Consider the following 21,870-nt stretch of genomic DNA (forward strand, 5'->3'; position numbering starts at 1 on the left):
AATTTATGGTAACCCTTTATCTGGCCTCCGCGTCTCCCCGTCGACGTGAGCTGCTGACCCAACTGGGTCTGACCTTTGAGCGCATCATCACTGACGTTGAAGAACAGCGTCAGCCCCATGAAGCGGCAGACGTTTATGTCCGCCGCCTGGCGCATGACAAAGCGAAAGCCGGCACGCTGATTGCCGAACACGATCTGCCGGTGCTGGGCGCGGATACCATTGTCGTGCTCAATGGAGAAGTGCTGGAAAAACCGCACGATGCCGACCATGCCAGCGCCATGCTCAGTAAACTCTCCGGGAAAACCCATCAGGTCATGACCGCAATTGCCCTCGCCGATCGTCAGCAGGTGCTGGACTGCCTGGTGGTAACCGAGGTGACATTTCGTAACTTAACCGCGCGCGACATTACCGATTACATCGCAACAGGTGAACCCATGGATAAAGCCGGCGCGTACGGCATTCAGGGGAAGGGCGGAAACTTTGTTCGTAAAATCAATGGAAGTTATCACGCGGTGGTCGGATTGCCCTTGGTTGAGACAGCGGAGCTGATCGACCATTTTCAGTCACTGCGTGCCGTAAGGGGTTAACATGACGGCTGAACTACTGGTTAATGTTACGCCTGCTGAAACGCGTGTCGCCTATATCGACGGCGGCATCCTGCAGGAAATCCATATTGAGCGTGAAGCCCGACGCGGCATTGTTGGCAATATCTACAAAGGACGCGTCAGTCGCGTGCTGCCTGGCATGCAGGCGGCCTTTGTGGATATCGGACTGGACAAGGCCGCTTTCCTGCATGCTTCTGACATCATGCCGCATACGGAATGTGTCGCAGGCGATGAAAAGAAAAATTTTGTCGTACGCGATATCGCAGAACTGGTTCGTCAGGGGCAGGATTTGGTCGTGCAGGTAGTGAAAGACCCGCTTGGCACAAAAGGCGCGCGCCTGACTACGGATATCACATTGCCTTCCCGTTATTTGGTGTTCATGCCTGGTGCTGCGCACGTCGGGGTTTCTCAACGTATTGCCAGTGAAAAAGAACGCGAGCGTCTCAAAGCGGTGGTGGCTGACTACTGCGACGATCTGGGCGGCTTTATTATTCGCACGGCAGCCGAAGGCATTGGCGAAGAAGAGCTGGCACAGGATGCCGCCTTTCTGAAACGTCTGTGGACCAAAGTCAGCGAGCGGAAAAAACGTAACCAGACACGTTGCCTGCTTTATGGCGAACTGGCGCTGGCGCAGCGTATTCTGCGAGACTTTGCCGGCGCAGCCCTTGACCGCATTCGCGTAGACTCGCGGCTGACCTGTGATTTACTTAACGAGTTTACCAGCGAATACATCCCCGAGATGGCCAGCAAGCTCGAACTTTACAACGGCAAGCAGCCCATCTTCGATCTGTTCGACGTTGAAAATGAGATTCAACGCTCGCTGGAGCGTAAAGTTGAACTCAAATCTGGCGGATACCTCATCATCGATCAAACTGAAGCGATGACGACGATAGACATCAACACGGGTGCCTTTGTCGGACACCGAAACCTTGATGAGACGATCTTTAATACCAACGTGGAAGCCACTCAGGCCATTGCACGTCAGCTAAGGCTTCGCAACCTTGGCGGCATTATTATCATCGACTTCATTGATATGAGTAATGAAGATCATCGTCGTCGCGTACTGCATTCACTGGAAACGGCGCTGAATAAAGATCGGGTCAAGACAGGTATCAGCGGTTTTTCCGCATTGGGGCTGGTGGAAATGACTCGCAAGCGCACGCGCGAAAGCATTGAGCACGTGCTGTGCGAAGACTGTCCTGTGTGCAAAGGGCGCGGCACGCTGAAAACGGTTGAAACCGTGTGCTATGAAATCATGCGCGAAATCGTCCGCGTGCACCATGCTTATGATTCGGATCGTTTCCTGGTGTATGTTTCGCCAACCGTAGGTGAAGCGTTGAAAACGGATGAGTCCCATGCGCTGGCCGAAGTGGAGCTTTTCGTGGGCAAGCAGGTAAAGGTGCATGTCGAAGCGCTTTACACCCAGGAACAATTTGACGTGGTGATGATGTAATACTGGCTGGTCGGGCTGACGATGCCTGACTGCACATTTTAGGGTAAAATGTGAACCCATACCGCTATGTCATAGGACGCCGGGTATGAGCAGCAACCATCCGTCGTTAACGGTAGACAAGGAGAGGTGTGAGTGAGGCAGTTGCCAAGAATTCTGTTACTGCTGCTCGCGACAGTCGTTGTGATTGTGGCGCTGCTCGTCAGCGCGCTACGTCTGGCGATGCCGCATCTCGATGCCTATCGCAGTCAGGTCCTTCAGTGGGTTTCTGACGCCAGCGGCGTCAACGTGAAAGCCAGTGAGCTACGTGGCAAGTGGGAGAATTTTGGGCCCACGCTACAAATCCGCAATTTAGACGTCGATATGAAAGAGACGGGGTCGCTCTCTATCGCGCGTATCACCGTGGCACTGGACGTCTGGCAGTCACTGCTTCACTGGCGCTGGCAGTTCCGCGATCTTACCTTCTGGCAGTTACATCTCGACAGCACACAGCCTCTGTTAACCAGTGACAATGACAAGCACAGTTTCAAACTCACCCAGGTTAACGATCTGTTTTTGCGCCAGTTCGATCACTTTGACCTGCGTGACAGCACCATTCGTTTTATCACGCCATCCGGCCAACATGCTGAACTGGCGATACCGAAACTGACATGGCTGAATGAAAACACCCGGCATCGGGCTGAAGGTGAAGTCAGCTTGTCGAGCTTTACCGGCCAGCACGGCGTGGTGCAGGTCCGTCTCGACCTGAAAGACAGCGGTGGCTTACTCAACGATGGTCGTATCTGGATGCAGGCTGATGACGTTGATATGCGCCCCTGGCTGGGCCGCTGGGTGCGGGATAATACGCGTCTTGACAGTGCCCGATTCAGTCTGGCGGCCTGGGTTAATTTGCGCGATGGCGACGTCTATGCCGGCGATCTGCTGTTAAGCCGGGGCGGCGCAAGCTGGCAGGGCGAAAGCGGCCCACATACGCTGAGCGTTGATAACCTTACTGCCCACCTGTCGCGTTACAAAAATGGCTGGGTGGTTAATGTGCCGCAAACCAAACTCAGCACAGACGGTAACGCCTGGCCCGCTGGTCATTTTTCGCTACTCTGGCAACCTCAGGACACGCAGATGCTGGGCAGCAACAGCGAGGCTGAGGTACGGGTTCGCGCGACGCAACTGGCGCTGGACCATATTGCCCCCCTGGTGCCGCTGTTTGCGCCCTTGTCACCGGCGCTGTTTGATAACTGGCGAGCACTGCGACCTCGCGGCACCATTGACGGGCTGGCCCTGGATATTCCTGTTGAGCAGCCTGAGCAGACACGCTTTCAGGTTAAATGGCGAGATTTCAGCTGGCAGTACTGGAAACTGGTTCCGGGAATCAGTCATTTAAGTGGCGAGGCAGCAGGCAGCCTGAATAACGGACAGGCCAGGATTGCGATGGGTCAGGCTATGGTGCCCTATGGTGATATGTTCCAGGCCCCGTTAGAGATCAAGAAGGTGACCGGCAGCATGAACTGGCTGCGTGACCAACACGGACTGACTCTGGCAGGTCAGGATCTTGATGTACAGGCACGTTCACTCTGGGCGCATGGCGATTTCCGTTATCAGCAAAATACCGATACGCATCCTCAGCTGGATATCCTGGCCGGGATCAACGTTACTGACGCGGGCGATGCCTGGCGCTATTTCCCAACGCCGCTAATGGGGCATTCACTTACGCGCTATCTGAGCGGTGCCGTAAAAGGGGGCAGGGTCGACAATGCCACGCTGCTGTTCAACGGCAATCCGGCACTTTTCCCCTTCCAGCACAACGACGGCATGTTTCAGGTCTGGGTACCGTTACGCAAGGCTACCTATGGCTTCCAGCCGGGCTGGCCGGATATCAGCAATCTCGATATCGATCTTAACTTTCTCAATGACGGTTTGTGGATGCAGGCTCCTCTGGCAAAACTGGGGGAGGTTAATGCCCGCAACGTCAGCGCCGTCATTCCTGATTACATGAAGGAAAAGCTGATTATCAATGGCGATATCAGCGGTGATGGGCAGGAAATTGGCGAATACTTTCAGCACACGCCACTTAAGTCCTCGCTGGGCGCGGCGCTGGAGCAGCTACAGATTAAAGGTCTGACCAAGGGCCACCTCAAACTTGATATTCCGCTGGATGGTAAGGATGTTCACGCCAGCGGTGATGTGGTGATGAACAATAACAGCCTGCATATCAAGCCGCTGAACACCACCATGACGCATCTGACTGGACAGTTTCGTTATGACAACGGCAATCTCGAAAGCGATCAGATGCAGGCTAACTGGTTTGGTCAGCCACTCAATGTCAGCTTTAGTACGAAAGAAAACCCCGATGATTTTGGCGTTAACGTAAAGTTGCTTGCTGACTGGCAGCTGGCAAAAATCACCGGAATGCCGCCTCAGATTGGCAGCCAACTGGCCGGGCATCTTCCCTGGCAGGGTGAGGTGAACGTTTCCTTACCGCACAAGGGCGGCGCGCGTTATGACGTAGCCTTGAAAGGTGACGGAAAAGAAGTAAGTAGTCGCTTACCTTCGCCGCTTGATAAAAAAGCGGGCGAAAGCCTGCCGATCGCCGTCAATGCTAAAGGCGATTTAACGCATTTTGATCTCAGCGGTAGCGTGGATGAACGACATAAGTTCAACAGCCGCTGGCTGCTGGAACCCACACTGCGCGTCGATCGGGGCATCTGGCTTAACGATACAAAAACCCTACCGACGTTGCCAGACCGATCGGGAATGGTGCTGAACCTGCCGGCGCTGGATGGCGAAGCCTGGGCGGCATTGATGGCGACCGGCGGCGGCGGATCAACCCGTTCGACGACGGGTGAGCATCAGGTGGGCGGCGCAACGCTGCCAGGCAATATTATCCTGCGCAGTCCTTCTGTGACTCTGGCCGGGCAACAGTGGCATAACGTTGATACCTCTCTCACTCAGGAAATGAGTGGTAAGACCCGGGTGAAGGTCAACGCCGATGAGCTGAGAGGCCAGTTAACGACCTCACCTTCGGCCCCGTGGCAGATTGCACTGGATTACCTGTATTACAATCCAGAATGGAAGGCGACGGCCGATCAAAAAGGCGCGTCGACTTCACCGCTGGGACAAAAGAGCGAGCGGATCGATTTTAGTCAGTGGCCTGCCTTACAGCTGCAGTGTGCGGAATGCTGGCTGATGGGGCAGAAGTATGGCCGGGTGAACGCCAGACTGCAGCCCAATGGAAGTACGTTAGCACTCACTAACGGACTGGTTGACACCGGCACCTCGCGCCTGAATATTCAGGGCGAATGGGTTAATCGTCCAGACGACCAGCGAACCTCATTGAAAGGCACATTACAGGGCAGCAACATCAATAACGCCACCAACTGGTTTGGCGTAAATACACCGCTGCGGGATGCGCCTTTCAAGATTGATTATGATCTGCACTGGCGCTCTGCACCGTGGCAGCCTGCAGCGGAAACGCTGAGCGGCACATTAAAAACGCATTTTGGCAAAGGGCAAATCAGTGATGTGGATACCGGCGCTGCGGGACAGATCCTGCGTCTGCTGAGCTTTGATGCGCTGTTGCGCAAACTGCGTTTTGACTTCAGCGATACCTTTAACAAAGGATTCTACTTCGACGCCATCAACGGCACCGCCTGGATTGAAAATGGCGTCGTACGCACGGATAACCTGCTTGTCGATGGGCTGGAAGCGGATATCGCCATGCAGGGGAATATGGACCTGGTGAAGCGCCGCATTGATATGGAAGCGATAGTCACGCCAGAAATCTCAGCCTCAGTCGGCGTAGCGGCTGCGTTTGCCATCAATCCGGTGGTGGGCGCTGCGGTATTTGCTGCCAGCAAGGTGCTGGGGCCGCTCTGGAGTAAGATTTCCGTGCTGCGTTATCACATCAGCGGGCCGCTGGATAAGCCTGAAATTGATGAAGTAATGCGTAAACCACGCGAAACCTATAACAAGTGATATTTGACGGCGTAACATAATTGCCGCAGGCTATGATTATCCGAGCACATATTAAGTGAGAAACGATGACTCTGAATCTGGTAAGTGAGCAGTTGCTAACTGCTAACAACATTAATCAGCAGGACCTTTTTTCCCTGTTAGGGCAGCTTTCAGAACGTCGTCTGGACTATGCCGATCTCTATTTCCAGTCCAGCTTCCATGAATCCTGGGTTCTGGAAGATAAGATCATTAAAGACGGGTCCTACCATATCGATCAGGGCGTGGGCGTACGCGCCGTAAGCGGTGAAAAAACCGGTTTTGCCTATGCTGACCAAATTACCCTGAATGCGTTGCGTTTATCTTCTGAAGCGGCACGCAGCATTGTGCGTGAACAAGGCAACGGCAAGGCACAGACGCTGTCGGCCGTAGTTAACCGCTCGCTGTACGCGCCGGTCGATCCGCTCGGTAGCCTGAGCCGTGAAGATAAAATAGCCCTTCTGCATCGTGTAGACCAGGTCGCACGTGCTGCCGATCCCCGCGTTCAGGAAGTCAATGCCAGCCTGACTGGCGTCTATGAGCAGGTCCTGGTTGCCGCCACTGACGGCACCTTAGCCGCCGATGTCCGCCCACTGGTTCGTCTGTCCATCAGCGTCCAGGTTGAAGATCAGGGCAAGCGTGAGCGCGGTTCAAGCGGCGGCGGTGCGCGTACCGGCTATGCCTTTTTCCTGGCCGATGAGAACGGCGAGGTGCGGGCCGATGCCTGGGCTCGTGAGGCCGTGCGCATGGCGCTGGTAAATCTGTCAGCGGTGGCTGCGCCTGCAGGAACCTTACCCGTGGTGTTGGGCGCTGGCTGGCCGGGCGTACTGCTGCACGAAGCCGTAGGTCACGGCCTGGAAGGTGATTTCAATCGCCGTGGTACATCGGTCTTTAGCGGCAAGATGGGCCAACTGGTCGCTTCTGATCTGTGCACCGTTGTCGATGACGGCACGATTGATGGATTGCGGGGTTCGTTAGCTATCGACGATGAAGGCGTGCCGGGGCAATACAATGTGCTGATCGAAAATGGCGTATTGAAAGGCTATATGCAGGATAAGCTGAATGCCCGTCTGATGGGGGTGAATCCCACCGGTAATGGTCGTCGCGAATCCTATGCGCACCTGCCGATGCCGCGTATGACAAATACTTATATGCTGGCCGGTAAATCCACGCCGCAGGACATCATTGAAAGCGTGGAGTACGGATTATATGCCCCTAACTTCGGCGGCGGTCAGGTCGATATCACTTCCGGAAAATTTGTGTTCTCCACCTCGGAAGCCTATCTGATTGAGAAGGGCAAAGTGACCAAACCCGTAAAAGGGGCGACATTGATCGGCTCCGGTATCGAGGCAATGCAGCAAATTTCGATGGTCGGCAACGACCTGGCGCTGGATAAAGGCGTTGGCGTCTGTGGTAAAGAAGGACAGAGCCTGCCGGTAGGCGTGGGGCAACCCACACTCAAGCTGGATAAGCTGACAATCGGCGGCACCGCCTGACCGAGACGCAAAACCCGCCAACTGGCGGGTTTTTAGCTTTTGCGGTGCTGTTTGTACTGCTCGGCAACCTGCTCGAAATACTGCGTCAGATAGTCGATGCAAACCTGCACTTTCAGCGGCAGCTTGTCTCTTTCAGTATAAAGCGCATAAACCGGTCGTGGGTCAGATTGGTACTGCGGGAACAAAATATCAATCTCACCTTTCTTGATTTCATCCGCCACCCACATCATCGGGACATAGGCGATGCCATTACCGGCCTTAAGCCAGCGGATGAGCGTCTGAGAGTCATTGGTGACAAAACGCCCCTGCGGTGATAAACGCGTAACGATGCCTTCGGGGGCAATCAGCTCAAAATTGTTATCTGGCCTTACGCTGTATTCCAGCCAGGCAAATTTAGTGATATCGCCAGGTTTCTCCGGCGTCCCATGCTGCGTCAGATAGTGTTTAGCGGCACAGACCACCATTGGCATCGCCCCGAGTCGGCGCGAGAACAGGCTCGAATCCTTTAAAGCGCCCACCCGGATCACCACGTCCAGCCCATCCGCGATTAAATCTGGCGCAGGAATACCGGTGACCAGGTTGACGCTCAGCCCCGGGTAATCACGCAGCATATCGCTCGTCATACCGGCCAGCACGTTCTGTGCCATCGTGGAAGAGCTGCCAATGCGTAGTACGCCGATCGGCGTGTTATTAAAGGCATAAAGCTGTTCGTGAACCTGGTTAGCCTCTGCCAGCATACGGCGACAGCCCTGATAGTAGATTTTACCGGCTTCAGTGAGCCCAATGCTGCGCGTACTGCGGTTGAGTAACTTTACCTGCAGCGCATCTTCCAGTTTGGCGACAATCTGGCTAATTGATGACACGCTAAGGTGAAGCTGTCGTGCGGCCGCAGTAAAAGAACCCAGTTCAACTACTTTGGCAAAAATCGACATACCTTTGAGTCGTTCCATTGTTTACTCTGGCTAAAAAGTGATTTAGATCACATTCAGTAGAAAACGTATAGTTAAGCGCGTTACTATATGTCGACCGGGGTATGACCTGGCGACGCTTCATTACCTGAAAACACCCGATGATACGCTATTATTAAGTCAGCCGTAGTTCAGATGTGGCTTATGGCGCGCAGGCGTTTGCGTCCTTCAGGCGGTGAATTATCCCGGCCGTATCGAACTAAGGATTTTTAATGAGTGTACTTCCGGTATTTGTCATGTTTGGGCTCTCTTTTCCGCCCATTTTCATCGAACTCATCGTTTCGCTCATGCTGTTCTGGATGGTGAAACGCGTGCTGACGCCCAGCGGTATCTACGATCTTGTCTGGCATCCGGCACTCTTCAATACAGCCCTTTACTGCTGTGTATTTTATCTGGTATCCCGTTTATTTGTTTGAGGTTTACGTGAACACGCTTATAAGAAAAATCGCGCGTTACGCGATCACCATCCTGCTGGTCATCATCGCCGTCATTATCATATTCCGTGCCTGGGTGTTCTATACCGAATCCCCCTGGACACGCGATGCAAGGTTTGCGGCCGATGTGGTCGCGATTTCACCTGATGTCACCGGGTTAATTACCGAGGTTCCCGTTCACGACAACCAACGGGTTAAAAAAGGTGACACGCTGTTTGTGGTCGATCGTCCACGGTACCAAAAAGCGTTAGATGAAGCGCAGGCTGATGTGGAATATTACCAGGCACTGGTTAATGAAAAACGCCGTGAGGCCGGACGTCGAAACCGACTCGGGACCTCTGCGATGTCACGCGAAGCCATTGAGCAGTCCAACAACGATCTGCAAACCAGTGAACATCAACTGGCAAAATCTGTCGCTACCCGCGATCTGGCTAAGATCGACCTGGAACGAACCACGATCACCGCGCCGTCAGATGGATGGGTGACGAACCTGAACGTCTACCAGGGCGAATTCATTACGCGGGGAGCGGTTGCCGTGGCGCTGGTACAGCAGCGCTCATTTTACGTGCTGGCTTATCTCGAAGAGACCAAGCTGCATGGTGTGCGCCCCGGCTTTCGGGCCGAGATCACGCCATTGGGCAGCGATGTGACGCTGCGCGGTACGGTTGACAGCATCGCGGCAGGCGTGACCAACAGCAGCAGCAGCGTTGACAGTAAAGGAATGGCAACGGTCCAGTCTAACCTGGAGTGGGTACGCCTGGCGCAGCGCGTACCGGTTCGCATCCGTCTTGACCAGGACCCCGGCAATCACTATCCGGCCGGAACGACAGCGACCGTGGTCATCACTGGCACAGAGGATCGTCAGCATACTGATACATCGCCCATCATGTCCTTCTTTAACCGTCTACGTGAGTTTGGTTAAGAGGACGCTATGACTGAGTTCCTGCGGTTCCCGATAAAGCTGACTTTTGCGCTGGTTGCGGCGCTGATGATCGGCTTTCATCTTAACCTTGAAACCCCCCGCTGGGCCGTCATGACGGCGGGCATTGTGGCAGGCGGGACGGCGTTTGCGGCAGGCGGCGATCCCTATTCGGGCGCATTACGCTATCGCGGTATTCTTCGTATCATCGGAACCTTTATTGGCTGTGTCGCCGCGCTGGTCATCATGATTGCGACCGTACGCGCACCGGTAGTCATGCTGCTGTTGTGTTGTATTTGGGCGGGTTTCTGCGTATGGCTGTCTTCGCTGATCAAGGTTGAAAACTCCTATGCGCTCGGACTGGCTGGTTACACCGCGTTAATTATTGTCGTGACGGCGAATGCCAGTGGTGGGCTGACGCTGGTCCCGCAATATGCCGTGGAACGCTGTAGCGAGATCATTTTAGGGATACTGTGCGCCATTCTGGCCGATATGATTTTCTCGCCACGTTCGATTAAAAAAGTGATTGATGCTGAAGTTGACTCGCTGCTGGTGGCGCATTACAGGTTGCTGCAGCTGTGCGTGGCGCATGAGGACAAAGAAGAAGTCGATAAAGCCTGGGGGGCTTTGGTACGGCGTACCACGGCGCTCAGCGGTATGCGTAGCCAGTTGATGATGGAGTCTTCGCGCTGGCAGAATACCAGTCGACGGCTGCAAATGCTGAACACTCTGTCACTGACGATGATTACCCAGGCGGCTGAAACCTTTTTAATTCAAAACTCACGGCCTGACTACATTGCAACGCAGTATCGTGTGTTAATGGAGAAAGAGGCAGCGACGGCAGAAGACGTACACAAGCGTATGAAAGCGCTGCGACGGTTAATTGCCGTCAGCAGTAAAACGGTCCCCGAGACGCTGGAAAGCTGGGTTGAGGCAGCAACGGAATATCAGTTGCTGACGCATGGCATCAAAAGTAACGGCCGTATCACAGCGCTGGAGGAGGGGATTCTTCAGCGCGAGGTCGTGATTCAGGCGCGTTCTGCTGAAAACCACCATGCGATGATTAACGGTGTTCGCACCTTTGTAGCGACTGCGCTCGGTTCGCTGTTCTGGCTCTATACCGGCTGGACATCAGGTAGCGGCTGTATGGTCATGTTGGGCGTGATTACGGCACTGGCGATGCGCATGCCCAATCCACTCATGATGGCTAAAGACTTTGTTTACGGTATGACGGTGGCGGTCCCGCTGGGCGCACTCTATTTCATGTATATTTTGCCCAACACCCAACAAAGTGCCGTGCTGCTGTGCATTGCCATTGGCCTGTTAGGGTTTATTTCCGGCATTTTAATTCAGCGCAGGCAGATTGGTACGCTGGGAGCCATGGTCGGCACAATCAACGTGCTGGTGCTGGATAATCCGATGCAGTTCAACTTTACGCAGTTTATCGACAATGCGCTGGGACAGTGGATCGGCAGCTTCGTTGCGTTGATGGTCATCCTGTTGATTCGGGATAAGTCCAAAGCGCGCACGGGCCGTAAATTGCTCAACCGCTTCATGTATGCGGCGGTCTCGGCGATGACCACTAACCAGGCTCGCCGTCGTGAAAACCATCTTCCGGCACTCTATCAGCAGCTCTTTTTACTGCTTAACCTGTTCCCGGGTGACATCGACAAATATCGCATTGCCCTGACCTTAATTATTGGTCATCAGCGATTACGTGCTGCCGATGTGCCGGTTAATGCCGATCTGTCTGCGTATCATCGCCAGCTGCGCCACACGGCGGATCGGATCATCTCGGTACGCAGTGACGAAAAGCGCCGTTACTATTTCGAACGGTTACTCAAAGAGCTGGATGTCTATCAGCACAAGCTGGCGCACTATGACGCCCCAACCAGCGTGACCGAGCCGGTAACGCGACTGGCTGAGATGCTGAAAAAATATCAAAATACGCTCGTCCAAATCTGAATTATGGCCGCGGCAAGCGCTGGCGGCCATGATGATCCCCCGTGTTACCTGACCTGTCATTTTTGCCATCTATACTTTCCTGACAGATGACAAACCGACAGGAGCACCTAATGCATTCTTTACTGCACGACAGCGAACTGTTCCAGACAGGCTATCTGGTAAACGGGCAATGGCTGCGTACCACGTCTACCTTTGACGTGACGAATCCTGCCACGGGCGAGGTCGTCGCTCAGGTGGCAAAAGCAGGAAAAACGGAAACGGAAGCTGCAATAAAGGCTGCCCAGGATGCTTTCCCAGCGTGGCGAGCACAGACCGCCAAGGGGCGTTCAGAACTGCTGTACCGCTGGTATAGGTTAATCATTGAACACAAACGCTGGCTGGCTGAGCTAATGACAACGGAGCAAGGTAAGCCGCTCAAGGAAGCAGAAGGCGAAGTGGAATATGCCGCCAGCTTTATTCAATGGTTCGCCGAGCAGGCTAAACGGGCTAACGGTGAAATCATCCCTCCTGCTAAAGCGGGATCGCGCATTCTGGCAACCCGTGAGCCGGTCGGCGTCGTCGCCGCTATCACGCCCTGGAATTTCCCTATGGCGATGCTGACACGTAAGTTAGGCCCGGCGCTGGCAGCGGGATGTACAGGCATTATTAAACCCGCGAATAACACACCGCTTTCCGCATTTGCCTTACTGGCGCTGGCAAAAAAAGCCGGCATCCCTGATGGCGTACTTAACGGTGTAGCAGGCGACACGCATGCCATTAGCGATGCCATTATGGCCAGCAAAGCCGTACGTAAAATTTCCTTTACCGGTTCCACGGCAGTGGGGAAAACGCTAATGCGTAACGCTGCTGAAACCATGAAAAAGGTTTCGATGGAACTGGGCGGTAATGCGCCCTATATCGTCTTTGAAGATGCGGATATCGATGCAGCCGTGCAGGGAGCCATCGCCAATAAATTCCGCAATGCCGGTCAGGTTTGTGTCAGCGTTAACCGCTTTTTCATTCACAGTGCAGTTTACGAACGTTTTACGACCCAACTGGCCGCTGAAGTGGATAAGCTTAGCGTCGGAAACGGCATGGATAATGGCGTGGTCGTCGGCCCGTTAATCGAATCATCCGCATTAGAAAAAGTCGAAGAGCATGTCAAAGATGCCATTGCTCAGGGCGGAAAAGTGATGACGGGTGGTCAGCGGCACGCGCTGGGCGGTAATTTTTGGCAGCCAACGGTCATTGTTGAGGCACATGAAGGCATGAAACTGGCTCAGGAAGAAACGTTTGGCCCGGTGGCAGCCTGTTTCCGCTTTGATGACGAAGAAGAGGTTATCCGTCGTGCCAACCAGACGGAATACGGGCTGGCGGCGTATTTTTATACGCAAAACCTGCAGCGGGTATTCCGGGTCTCTGCCGCGCTCGAAAGTGGAATGATTGGCATCAATGAGTGTGCGGTCTCGACAGAGTTGGCCCCCTTTGGCGGCGTGAAAGAGTCTGGTCTGGGACGTGAAGGATCGGTACTGGGGATGGATGAGTACCTGGAGGTCAAAGCGCTGCACCTCGGCGGGTTAAGTTAAATGAACATCCGGGCGGCGCAGGGCCGCCCAGAACCGGATAACGGGAGTCGCCAGTATGATAGTCGAGCGTTTTGATTTTGATGAGATTGTCGATCAGGCCCATTTTTTACGGCAATTTTGCGAACGCTTTGCTTTAAAGGCGTACGCCATCTGTGATTTGGATGGATTGTGGGACATCATTGTCTGCAAAGGTTTACCTCTCCCCCTGAAAATAGAGTTTGTGAATTTAGGACAAGGGCAGAAGCGGCGATATGGAGCCTTAATTCTGCTGTTCGACGAGGCGGAAGAGGAGCTGGAAGGACAACTGCAATTTAACGTAATAGAGCGTTAACAGCGTTGAAGACCGACTAACGTGTATTATCGGGTCGCCCACGTGCGAGAAATTCCTCGAGAGCTCTCGCAACGTCACCGTTTGCTGACGCTGAGCATTTTCAGGTCGTGCTAACCTGCCACCTCATCATCAGGACAGGTTACATGAAAAGTAAAAATGGCACGCCCACGCCCCATGATGCGACATTCCGTCAATTTTTGTCCCAGCCCACCATTGCACGTGATTTTATGGCATTGCATCTTCCGGCAGAGTTTCTCGCGCTGTGCGATCTGGATACGTTAAAACTGGAATCTGGCGCTTTTGTGGAAGAGGACTTACGGCAATATTTTAGCGATATACTGTACAGTCTAAAAACCACAAGCCGCGATGATGGCTATATCCATGTGTTGATTGAACATCAGTCATCACCTGACAGGCATATGGCATTCAGACTGATGCGTTATGCCATTGCGGCAATGCAGCGGCACCTGGATGCCGGGCACAAAAAACTCCCGTTAGTCATTCCGATTTTATTCTACAGTGGCAAACGCAGTCCCTATCCCTATAGTACCCGCTGGCTGGACGAATTTTCGATTCCCGCCTTCGCCAGTCGGCTCTACAGCAACGCTTTTCCGCTAGTGGACGTGACGGTGATTCCTGATGAGGATATTGTCGGCCACCGCAGCATGGCTGCATTAACACTGCTGCAAAAGCATATTCATCAAAGAGATTTAGCAGAACTCATCGATAAGCTGGCCCCTGTCACACTGGCGGGTTATCTCTCTTCATCACAGGTTATATCGTTGGTAAACTATCTTTTACAGGCGGGCGAAACCGCGGACGCTGACCTTTTCGTCAGAACGCTGGCGCAGCGGGTGCCGCAACATGAGGATGCATTGATGACCATCGCACAACAGCTTGAGCAGAAAGGCATTGAAAAGGGGATGGAAAAGGGCCTGGAAGAGGGCCTTCAGCTTGGTGAACAACGTGGCCTGGTGAAAGGCCGCAGTGAGGGAGAACGGTCGGCTGCACTAAAAATCGCGCGAACAATGCTGCAAAACGGTTTGCCTCCCAGCCTTGTCGCAGAGATGACCGGACTGTCAGACGATGATTTGGCGCAGATTGCCCATTGATATATTGCGCCTTAGGTCTGTGATTTACGGTACTGTTGACAGCGTATTAATCCCCCGCGTAAGCCAGACTTCTTCTGCTCATGTCGTTTTATGTCGCTGAATCCCGTCGATTAACATTGGCGGATGAAGGCTGCCTTTGCTTACCCCCTGTCACAGTTCACTCACCGCGCGTTTCAGGCAAAAAAAAGCCCCGGCGAGCGGGGCTAAAGGGTTCGTCATACGTCAGACGAGGAACTATTTATACAGCTGCGCGGTGATGTGGTAGCTGTCACCGGTATTAGCCTCAATAATTTTATAGGCACTTGCGCCTTGTTCATCCGCTTTCTGGGACAGCTGGGCGCGATAGTCGATAGGTGAACCCGCAACGCCACTGATGCTTACGGTTCCTGCAGGTTGCAGATTCTGCGTTTGATCGGCCGTGACGAGCTGCGCTGCTGAAGCGCCAAAAGCGATTACGGAGAGCAGACTCATCGTTGCGATGGTTGATTTGATGTTCATGATTTATTCCTCATAGCAATCAACAACCTGCGGAATGGCATACATAGAGCGGGTCATCGATTTTGTCAGGGCGGCAACATTGCCGCAGATGAATTATTTATACAGTTCGGCGGTGACGTGGAAGGTATCGTCACGGTTGTTCTCAATCACGCGGTAATGGCCTGCACCTTGTGCATCCGCTTTCTCAGACAGTACCTGGCGGATGTTGGTCTGGTCGCCATTGATACCGCTTACGCTAATTGTTTGGTTTAGCGGCTGCAGATTCATGTCTTGCGCCTGCTGATTTGTGACCATGCTAGCGGCATTGGCACCAAAAGAGAGCAGTGAGGCCACGCCCAGCGCGGCAATCGTTAATTGGATTTTCATCATTCATTCTCCGGTAAGGATGTTTAACCAGCGGTCGCATTGGGACAGCTGGTTACCTGTCAGGTCCTGCGAGTTTATTTGTACAGCTCAGCCGTCGCGTGGTAGTTGCCGTCGTTATAGGCCTCAATAACACGGAAAGCTTTCGCGCCTTGTTGATCGGCTTTATCGCTCAGTTGCTGTCTGATATCGGATGGCGCGCCGGCCACACCGCTCACGCTTACCGTGCCAACAGGCTGCAGATTTTGTGCTTGTGAAGCAGAAATATAATCTGCTGCAGAAGCGCCGAATGACAGGGCAGATAAAATGCTCAAGGCAGCGATGGTAGATTTAGTTTTCATAAAAGATGTCCTCGTCCTGGTTGTTCTTCTTTTTTATTAGTGTGATTCACATCACGAAACTAAGTATAGGACTAATAACGGCAGAAATTAATACCTGCCTAATAATGTTTTGTTGATGCAATTTAACCATTTGGGATTTTTTAATAACTAAAAGTTATTAAAAATGGCTAAAATGCCACTACAGATGGGTAATTACGCATAAAAACAGTAAGATACGTTACTTTAACTTTTAGTGCGAAAAATCATGGTTGATCTGGCTGCTTATCTGTTTTGGTCTGGGTGATGATGCCAGTATTTGAATGTAAAGCAGTGTAAAATAGCGCGTAATGTTAAAGGTGGCAAAGGGTATGACCAATATTTTATGCGCTGAAAACGACGCGGCTAAAGAGTAATGCCTTGAAAAGTAACGTATCGGCTGAAAGAGAGCTGACAGAAGGAAGAGGGGGATAACGGGCAGAATAAACCGGCGATGTGCTGCCGGTTAGCGGGAACGACTATAGCTCTTGTTCAAACAGGACGAGGATAGCATCGTGAAGTTGTTTGACGGTAAAGGCGCGTGCCGGCGTGATAAAAATGGTGTCATCACCCGCAATCGTCCCCAGAATCCCCTCAGATTTACCCAGAGAATCCAGCAGGCGAGCGATCAGCTGCGCTGCGCCAGGGCTGGTATGGATCACGACCAGCGCATCATTGTAGTCAATATCCAGAACCAGATTCTTCAATGGACTGGTTGTTGTCGGCACGCCCAGCTCGGCAGGCAAACAGTACACCATCTCCATTTTGGCATTGCGGGTCCGCACCGCGCCAAACTTTGTCAGCATCCGGGAAACTTTGGACTGGTTGATGTTCTCAAAGCCGTCTTCCTGAAGCGCCTGAACAATTTCGCCCTGAGAACTGAATTTTTCTTCTTTTAATAAAGCCTTGAAGGCTTTGATCAGATCGTCTTGTTTCGATGGGTTTCGCATAATTTACCAGTAAATGTAAGAAAAACCGCGGAACAGACCGCAGCAAAGTCATTATTATGCATATAAATGAATTTTTATGCAATTGGTTGTTAATTGAACGGGGCGGTATCCATGGCGGGCGGCGATAATAGCAAAGAATTTACTCAGACCAAAACCCAGCTCACAGCCTGGAAAGGCAAAGGTTGCAAAGCTGTTATATTATTGATGAGGTAAGAAAATAAAAATTTACACTGCCGTTCTCTGTCTGCCGACGTCAAGGTTGTCGATTTCAGGTGATACCGGCCAACTCCCGCGCAACAGTTGGAGAGAAATCCCGTCACCGTCGTCGGCGCTTACCTGAGGTAGCCCTGACACGGCAAACAGGTTAGCTCGTTGTCTGCAACGCAGGATGAGGACGATATAGCGATGATAAGTAAGTTTTAAAATCCCGAGACTGCGGGCATTAGCGCGTAAAATAGTCTCGGATACCCGTCATCACCTGAGCAGTTGATTAAGGTCTGACACAGATGGAATTTCGGCTCTTCTCTGCCCCACCTTAATAAGGAGTTATGAATGAAAGTTGCCGTACTCGGTGCCGCTGGTGGCATAGGCCAGGCGCTAGCACTTCTACTCAAAACCCAGCTTCCCGCAGGTTCAGAACTTTCTCTCTACGACATCGCGCCCGTCACGCCTGGCGTCGCGGTCGATCTCAGCCACATTCCTACCGCAGTTAACGTTAAGGGTTTTAGTGGGGAAGATGCCACCCCGGCTTTAAAAGGTGCGGATGTCGTGCTCATCTCTGCTGGGGTAGCGCGTAAGCCTGGTATGGATCGGGCCGATTTGTTTAACGTCAATGCCGGCATCGTGCGTAATTTGATTGAGCAGGTTGCTACGACAGCGCCGAAAGCGTTAATTGGGGTGATCACCAATCCGGTTAACACGACGGTGGCGATTGCGGCCGAGGTCCTGAAGAAACACGGTGTTTATGACAAGAATCGACTGTTTGGCGTGACAACGCTGGACATTATTCGCGCCAATACCTTTGTCGCTGAGCTGAAAGGCAAACAGCCTGGCGAGGTGAACGTGCCCGTGGTGGGGGGACACTCAGGCGTCACTATTCTGCCATTACTGTCCCAGGTTGCGGGCGTCAGCTTTAGCGATCAGGAAGTGGCTGACCTCACCAAACGTATTCAAAACGCCGGTACAGAAGTGGTGGAAGCGAAGGCTGGTGGGGGGTCAGCAACGTTATCCATGGGGCAGGCCGCCGCCCGTTTCGGTTTATCGCTGGTACGTGCCTTAAACGGCGAAGCGAACGTTGTGGAGTGTGCCTACGTGGAAGGCGATGGCGAGCATGCCCGCTTCTTCTCTCAGCCCCTGCTGTTAGGTAAAAACGGCGTGGCGGAGCGTAAGCCTGTTGGTGCCCTTAGCCCGTTTGAACAGCAGGCGCTGGATGGCATGCTGGAAACACTGAAAAAAGATATCGCGCAGGGCGAAGCTTTTGTGAAGCAATAACCCCCGCAGCCCGAACAGGAAAACGCCCGGTCAAACCGGGCGTTTTTTTATAACCCGCCTGATTTAAAAGTCCGCGTCGTCGACGCACCATTTCCGGCAGGCGTTTTTCTGCTTAAGGTTTCTACCCGCATCTGGAAGGGTGGGAAAGGCATTTCGATACCATGTTCTGCAAAGCCGTGCAGAATAAGCTGATGCAGTTCATGGCGAAGCGGCATGCGATGGCCCATTTCAGCGGCGTGTACGCGTAGCTCAAACAACTGTATTCCCTGCTGCAGGTCAACCAGAAACACTTCCGGCGGCGGTGTATCCAGAACGTAGCTACAACGTTCTGCAGCCAGCTTCAGCAACGTGGTGACCTCCTCGCTGCTTACCTGTGCGGGAGCGGGTATGGTCAGCACGACGCGCGTGACGGAGTCCGACAGCGACCAGTTAACAAACTGTTCTGTAATAAAGGCCTTATTAGGCACGATGATCTCTTTGCGATCCCAGTCTGTAATTGTCGTGGCGCGGGTATTGATGCGCGTAATGCTGCCGGTCAGATCGCGAATAGTAACGGTATCGCCAATACGAATGGGTTTTTCAAACAAAATGATCAGGCCGGAGATAAAGTTCGCAAAAATCTCCTGCAGACCAAATCCCAACCCAACGCCCAGGCCGGTCACCAGCCATTGCAGCTTGGACCATTCAATTCCAATCAATGAGAAGCCGAGCAAGCCACCAATTAGCAGCAGCAAATACTTGGTCAGCGTGGTAATGGCATAGCCGGTGCCTGGCGACAAATCAAGATGCTGCAGCAGGGCCAGCTCAAGCAGGGCCGGCATATTGCGCACCAGCTGCGTCGTAATCACGAACACCAGAATGGCGATCAGAACGGCGCCCAGCGTAATGGGTTGAATACTCTCCACGCCCTGAACGGAGGTGTTGACATCCCATAAACGAATATTCTCAAGGAAACCAAACGCAGAGTGGATTTCCGACCACAGGACAATGACTGACACCAGCGCAATCAGCGTCAGGATTGACCTGACCAGGCGCAGTGACTGAGCACTGATGGCGTCCAAATCAATCACGGGCTCTTCTATTTCAATAACGTCAGTATTTTGCGCCTGATCTTTTTCTTCTTCGTTGCGCGCGCGATTGGCCAGCATATCGGCCCGGCGCTGGCGTGCGCGATCGAACCCCAGCCTGCGTCGTTGAATCAGCATCCAGCGGCGAATGATATGGTAAATAACCAGCAGGAAAAACCAGATTGCCACCGAGGTTTCCAGACGTGCCAGCAGCGCCTGCGCTGTTTCAAGGTAACCAATCATGGAGGCCAGCGCGGCCAGCAATGGAATGGCGATCATAATATTCCACAGCAGGCGGTTAATCATGTTTTCGCCGTTGCCCTCTTTATCAAGATAAAGAGGGATCCCTGCACGTTTTAGACTTACCGTAACAAGACTCAGGGCGCCACAGATCAAAATAAAACACAGTCGGCCCAGGGTGGCAGAGAACAGACGATCGTCAAGGTTATCAAAGGTGATCAGCAGCATAATCAGCGGCACGATCAGGCCAATACTCAACGAGTAGTAACGCATGGCACGCGCAACGCGTACCTGCGGCCAGCGGAAATGCACAATGAACAAACCGTTGGCGCGGGCAAACTGGGCGCTGACCATGAATATCCACAGCAGAGGCAGCGTCGCCGTAATGCCATCGCCGATAGCAACGGCTACCGGATACGGCCAGGCGTTTTGCAGCCCGTATCCCAGGGTTGCCCAAAGCACAGGAAGCGGAAGCGCGACCAGAATTGACCAGAAAACAGTGCGGATGGTCAGGCGGAAGCGATCCTGGGTGACCTTACCAACCTTACTGGCTGAGCGTTCCAAAAAAGCGTTGAAGTGACGACGTGTACTCAGGCTAAAACCGACCAGCAACACGGCACCCAAAATGGGCAGGACGGTGCTGCGGCTGGTAAACATCATTGCCAGAGCTTTGCCAAGCTGCCCAAGCGTATCCAGCGTAAGCAGGTGCGACAGGCCTTTAGCCACGTCCAGAGGATAGCTCAATGAAATGGGGCTGACATCTGCTGTCCAGAACAGATAGCGGTGCGTGGCGTCTTTGACTTCGGTTAACGCATCCTGAAGCTGCGTATTGGCGACCTTGAGTTTAGTGATTTCCAGAATCAGCGTATCGCAGCCGGATATCAGGGAGTTCAGCAATTCTCGCTGCGTTTTTAACTGTGCATCCAGAATGCGCTTTTGGTCGCTGGTAAAAGGCTGCCCGTCCGCCTGATGTGCTTTGCGAAGCGCATTCTGTCGTTCCAGAAGATCTTCATAATGCAGGCGCTGAACGCGCAGCTGTGCCATTTCATTATCGATTTGCTGAGATTTCGGCATATCGGGTAAACGCGCCACCTGTGCCCGAAGCGCATCGCCGAGCAGGTTAGAGGCACCCAGCCACTGGGATTGTTCCCGCAACGTTGCCAGCGCCTGACGGACCTGAATAATTTGATTGGTGGCGAGGCGCTGTTGCGATGCCACCAGATCCATGCGCTGTGCCTGCTGATTCAGCGCACCGGACAAATCGCGGTTAACCCGAAACTGCTCACTGATCTCGGGCGGTAAATCACCACTGTTTTCCGCCAGCTGTTCCGTACGCGCCAGCGCCGTTTCGGCCTCGCGCTGACGTTGTTCATTCAGTTGATTACGTAAAGCCTGCAGATAATTATCAAGCTGGGTCACTTTGCGCTGATGCACCTCGGCGCGCATGCGAGCCAGCTCCTGGCGATTGTTGGCCGACAACTGCGCCAGCTCATACTCATCGACTTTGGCTTTATTGGCGGCATTTTCTGCCTGGCGAGCCACCAGTTGGGCCTGACCGACTGGAGTGGCAGCGCTGCCGGCACTCTGTAAGCGCCGTTCGCTCTCGGTCAGTGCCCGGCGCGCTTCCGTTTGCTGCTGTGGCAACTGCGACAGGGAATCACTGATCTCTCTGGCACGGTCCTGCTCCTGCTGGGCCTGGCGTCCTTCTTCAATCAGCTGACTGCTGATTTGCAGAATCTCTTGTTCCAGCTCTGCGCTGGTCATCGTGCTGCGCACGGTTTTAGCGTTGTCGTTAAGCGTGGCGATTTGCTGCCTTAACTCGCGGGCAAGGCGCGGAAAATCGTCAATAACCTGTTGATACTGTTGTGCGCGTTCGAGGGCATCATCGCGTTCAGAGAGCGAGGCCAGTGCGGCTTCCAGTGACTGAATTTGTTCAGTTTGCGAGGGGGCATTTTTAGTGGCTTTGACCTCTTCCAGCTGCTGTTTGAGCTGGCTGGCATCAGGCAGGCTGGCGGCTAGCGTAGAAGAGCTGAGCCAGAGGCTCAGCAGCAGACAAAAGATCGAACGCACGAACAT

At 53.3% G+C, this 21,870-nt stretch carries 17 protein-coding genes; 11 read left to right on the plus strand and 6 right to left on the minus strand.

What is annotated here, in order from left to right; all coding sequences use genetic code 11:
• Positions 1-5: 5 nt before the first annotated feature.
• From ACPXSQ_RS11625 to tldD, 4 genes are all read left to right on the plus strand, one after another.
• On the plus strand, positions 6-587 hold the full coding sequence (locus ACPXSQ_RS11625; protein ID WP_426143831.1) for a Maf family protein: 582 nt from the start codon (positions 6-8) through the stop codon (positions 585-587).
• A gap of 1 nt (position 588) precedes the next feature.
• Positions 589-2,058 carry a ribonuclease G gene (gene rng / locus ACPXSQ_RS11630; protein WP_013027429.1) on the plus strand — a complete coding sequence of 490 codons (1,470 nt, stop codon included), beginning with the start codon at positions 589-591 and terminating at the stop codon, positions 2,056-2,058.
• Between the two features lie 132 nt (positions 2,059-2,190).
• Positions 2,191-6,024: an AsmA2 domain-containing protein YhdP gene (gene yhdP, locus ACPXSQ_RS11635; RefSeq protein WP_426143833.1), complete on the plus strand. Its 3,834-nt coding sequence runs from the start codon at positions 2,191-2,193 to the stop codon at positions 6,022-6,024.
• A 65-nt stretch (positions 6,025-6,089) separates the two neighbouring features.
• Complete coding sequence (gene tldD, locus ACPXSQ_RS11640; protein WP_013027427.1) at positions 6,090-7,535, plus strand: metalloprotease TldD; 1,446 nt, start codon at positions 6,090-6,092, stop codon at positions 7,533-7,535.
• A 32-nt stretch (positions 7,536-7,567) separates the two neighbouring features.
• Here tldD and aaeR read toward each other — a convergent pair whose 3' ends face one another.
• Complete coding sequence (aaeR, locus tag ACPXSQ_RS11645) at positions 7,568-8,485, minus strand: HTH-type transcriptional activator AaeR (protein ID WP_013027426.1); 918 nt, start codon at positions 8,483-8,485, stop codon at positions 7,568-7,570.
• Positions 8,486-8,715: 230 nt separating this feature from the next.
• On the opposite strand from aaeR, the gene aaeX reads away from it, so the two are divergent.
• From aaeX to ACPXSQ_RS11675, 6 genes are all read left to right on the plus strand, one after another.
• A complete protein-coding gene (gene aaeX, locus ACPXSQ_RS11650; protein WP_014594732.1) occupies positions 8,716-8,919 on the plus strand; it encodes a p-hydroxybenzoic acid efflux pump operon protein AaeX in 204 nt (67 codons plus the stop codon).
• Between the two features lie 7 nt (positions 8,920-8,926).
• Positions 8,927-9,859, plus strand: a complete 933-nt coding sequence (aaeA, locus tag ACPXSQ_RS11655) for a p-hydroxybenzoic acid efflux pump subunit AaeA (RefSeq protein ID WP_029569213.1) — start codon at positions 8,927-8,929, stop codon at positions 9,857-9,859.
• Between the two features lie 9 nt (positions 9,860-9,868).
• Positions 9,869-11,821: a p-hydroxybenzoic acid efflux pump subunit AaeB gene (gene aaeB, locus ACPXSQ_RS11660; RefSeq protein ID WP_029570727.1), complete on the plus strand. Its 1,953-nt coding sequence runs from the start codon at positions 9,869-9,871 to the stop codon at positions 11,819-11,821.
• Positions 11,822-11,931: 110 nt separating this feature from the next.
• Positions 11,932-13,386 (plus strand): NAD-dependent succinate-semialdehyde dehydrogenase, encoded by a 1,455-nt coding sequence (locus tag ACPXSQ_RS11665; protein ID WP_426143837.1) that lies wholly within the window; start codon positions 11,932-11,934, stop codon positions 13,384-13,386.
• 55 nt (positions 13,387-13,441) lie between these two features.
• Complete coding sequence (locus tag ACPXSQ_RS11670) at positions 13,442-13,717, plus strand: barstar family protein (protein WP_426143839.1); 276 nt, start codon at positions 13,442-13,444, stop codon at positions 13,715-13,717.
• A gap of 143 nt (positions 13,718-13,860) precedes the next feature.
• Positions 13,861-14,829, plus strand: a complete 969-nt coding sequence (locus ACPXSQ_RS11675) for an Rpn family recombination-promoting nuclease/putative transposase (protein WP_072137259.1) — start codon at positions 13,861-13,863, stop codon at positions 14,827-14,829.
• Positions 14,830-15,063: 234 nt separating this feature from the next.
• Here the strand turns inward: ACPXSQ_RS11675 and yhcN (ACPXSQ_RS11680) are convergent, their stop codons facing one another.
• The 4 genes from yhcN (ACPXSQ_RS11680) to argR form a co-directional block, all read right to left on the minus strand.
• On the minus strand, positions 15,064-15,327 hold the full coding sequence (gene yhcN, locus ACPXSQ_RS11680) for a peroxide/acid stress response protein YhcN (protein WP_013027419.1): 264 nt from the start codon (positions 15,325-15,327) through the stop codon (positions 15,064-15,066).
• Between the two features lie 93 nt (positions 15,328-15,420).
• Positions 15,421-15,693 carry a YdgH/BhsA/McbA-like domain containing protein gene (locus tag ACPXSQ_RS11685; protein ID WP_015699414.1) on the minus strand — a complete coding sequence of 91 codons (273 nt, stop codon included), beginning with the start codon at positions 15,691-15,693 and terminating at the stop codon, positions 15,421-15,423.
• A gap of 74 nt (positions 15,694-15,767) precedes the next feature.
• Positions 15,768-16,031, minus strand: coding sequence for a peroxide/acid stress response protein YhcN (yhcN, locus tag ACPXSQ_RS11690; protein ID WP_013027417.1), 264 nt, complete (start codon positions 16,029-16,031; stop codon positions 15,768-15,770).
• Between the two features lie 494 nt (positions 16,032-16,525).
• The gene (gene argR, locus ACPXSQ_RS11695; RefSeq protein WP_013027416.1) at positions 16,526-16,996 is read right to left on the minus strand and encodes a transcriptional regulator ArgR; all 471 of its coding nucleotides are present in this window, start codon (positions 16,994-16,996) and stop codon (positions 16,526-16,528) included.
• A gap of 552 nt (positions 16,997-17,548) precedes the next feature.
• Here argR and mdh point away from each other — a divergent pair.
• The gene (mdh, locus tag ACPXSQ_RS11700; RefSeq protein ID WP_014594728.1) at positions 17,549-18,487 is read left to right on the plus strand and encodes a malate dehydrogenase; all 939 of its coding nucleotides are present in this window, start codon (positions 17,549-17,551) and stop codon (positions 18,485-18,487) included.
• Between the two features lie 47 nt (positions 18,488-18,534).
• On the opposite strand, the gene mscM is transcribed toward mdh, so the two are convergent.
• Positions 18,535-21,870, minus strand: coding sequence for a miniconductance mechanosensitive channel MscM (mscM, locus tag ACPXSQ_RS11705; RefSeq protein ID WP_014594727.1), 3,336 nt, complete (start codon positions 21,868-21,870; stop codon positions 18,535-18,537).

The organism is Pantoea sp. EEL5 (assembly GCF_049892805.1).
Lineage (GTDB): Bacteria > Pseudomonadota > Gammaproteobacteria > Enterobacterales > Enterobacteriaceae > Pantoea > Pantoea ananatis.

Bases quoted from the DNA above. Each gene is read 5' to 3' on its own strand.
- ACPXSQ_RS11625 (WP_426143831.1), top strand. From the start codon at position 6: ATGGTAACCCTTTATCTGGCCTCCGCGTCTCCCCGTCGACGTGAGCTG.
- rng (WP_013027429.1), top strand. From the start codon at position 589: ATGACGGCTGAACTACTGGTTAATGTTACGCCTGCTGAAACGCGTGTC.
- tldD (WP_013027427.1), top strand. From the start codon at position 6,090: ATGACTCTGAATCTGGTAAGTGAGCAGTTGCTAACTGCTAACAACATT.
- aaeR (WP_013027426.1), bottom strand. From the start codon at position 8,485: ATGGAACGACTCAAAGGTATGTCGATTTTTGCCAAAGTAGTTGAACTG.
- aaeX (WP_014594732.1), top strand. From the start codon at position 8,716: ATGAGTGTACTTCCGGTATTTGTCATGTTTGGGCTCTCTTTTCCGCCC.
- aaeB (WP_029570727.1), top strand. From the start codon at position 9,869: ATGACTGAGTTCCTGCGGTTCCCGATAAAGCTGACTTTTGCGCTGGTT.
- ACPXSQ_RS11665 (WP_426143837.1), top strand. From the start codon at position 11,932: ATGCATTCTTTACTGCACGACAGCGAACTGTTCCAGACAGGCTATCTG.
- ACPXSQ_RS11670 (WP_426143839.1), top strand. From the start codon at position 13,442: ATGATAGTCGAGCGTTTTGATTTTGATGAGATTGTCGATCAGGCCCAT.
- ACPXSQ_RS11675 (WP_072137259.1), top strand. From the start codon at position 13,861: ATGAAAAGTAAAAATGGCACGCCCACGCCCCATGATGCGACATTCCGT.
- yhcN (WP_013027419.1), bottom strand. From the start codon at position 15,327: ATGAACATCAAATCAACCATCGCAACGATGAGTCTGCTCTCCGTAATC.
- ACPXSQ_RS11685 (WP_015699414.1), bottom strand. From the start codon at position 15,693: ATGAAAATCCAATTAACGATTGCCGCGCTGGGCGTGGCCTCACTGCTC.
- yhcN (WP_013027417.1), bottom strand. From the start codon at position 16,031: ATGAAAACTAAATCTACCATCGCTGCCTTGAGCATTTTATCTGCCCTG.
- argR (WP_013027416.1), bottom strand. From the start codon at position 16,996: ATGCGAAACCCATCGAAACAAGACGATCTGATCAAAGCCTTCAAGGCT.
- mdh (WP_014594728.1), top strand. From the start codon at position 17,549: ATGAAAGTTGCCGTACTCGGTGCCGCTGGTGGCATAGGCCAGGCGCTA.
- mscM (WP_014594727.1), bottom strand. From the start codon at position 21,870: ATGTTCGTGCGTTCGATCTTTTGTCTGCTGCTGAGCCTCTGGCTCAGC.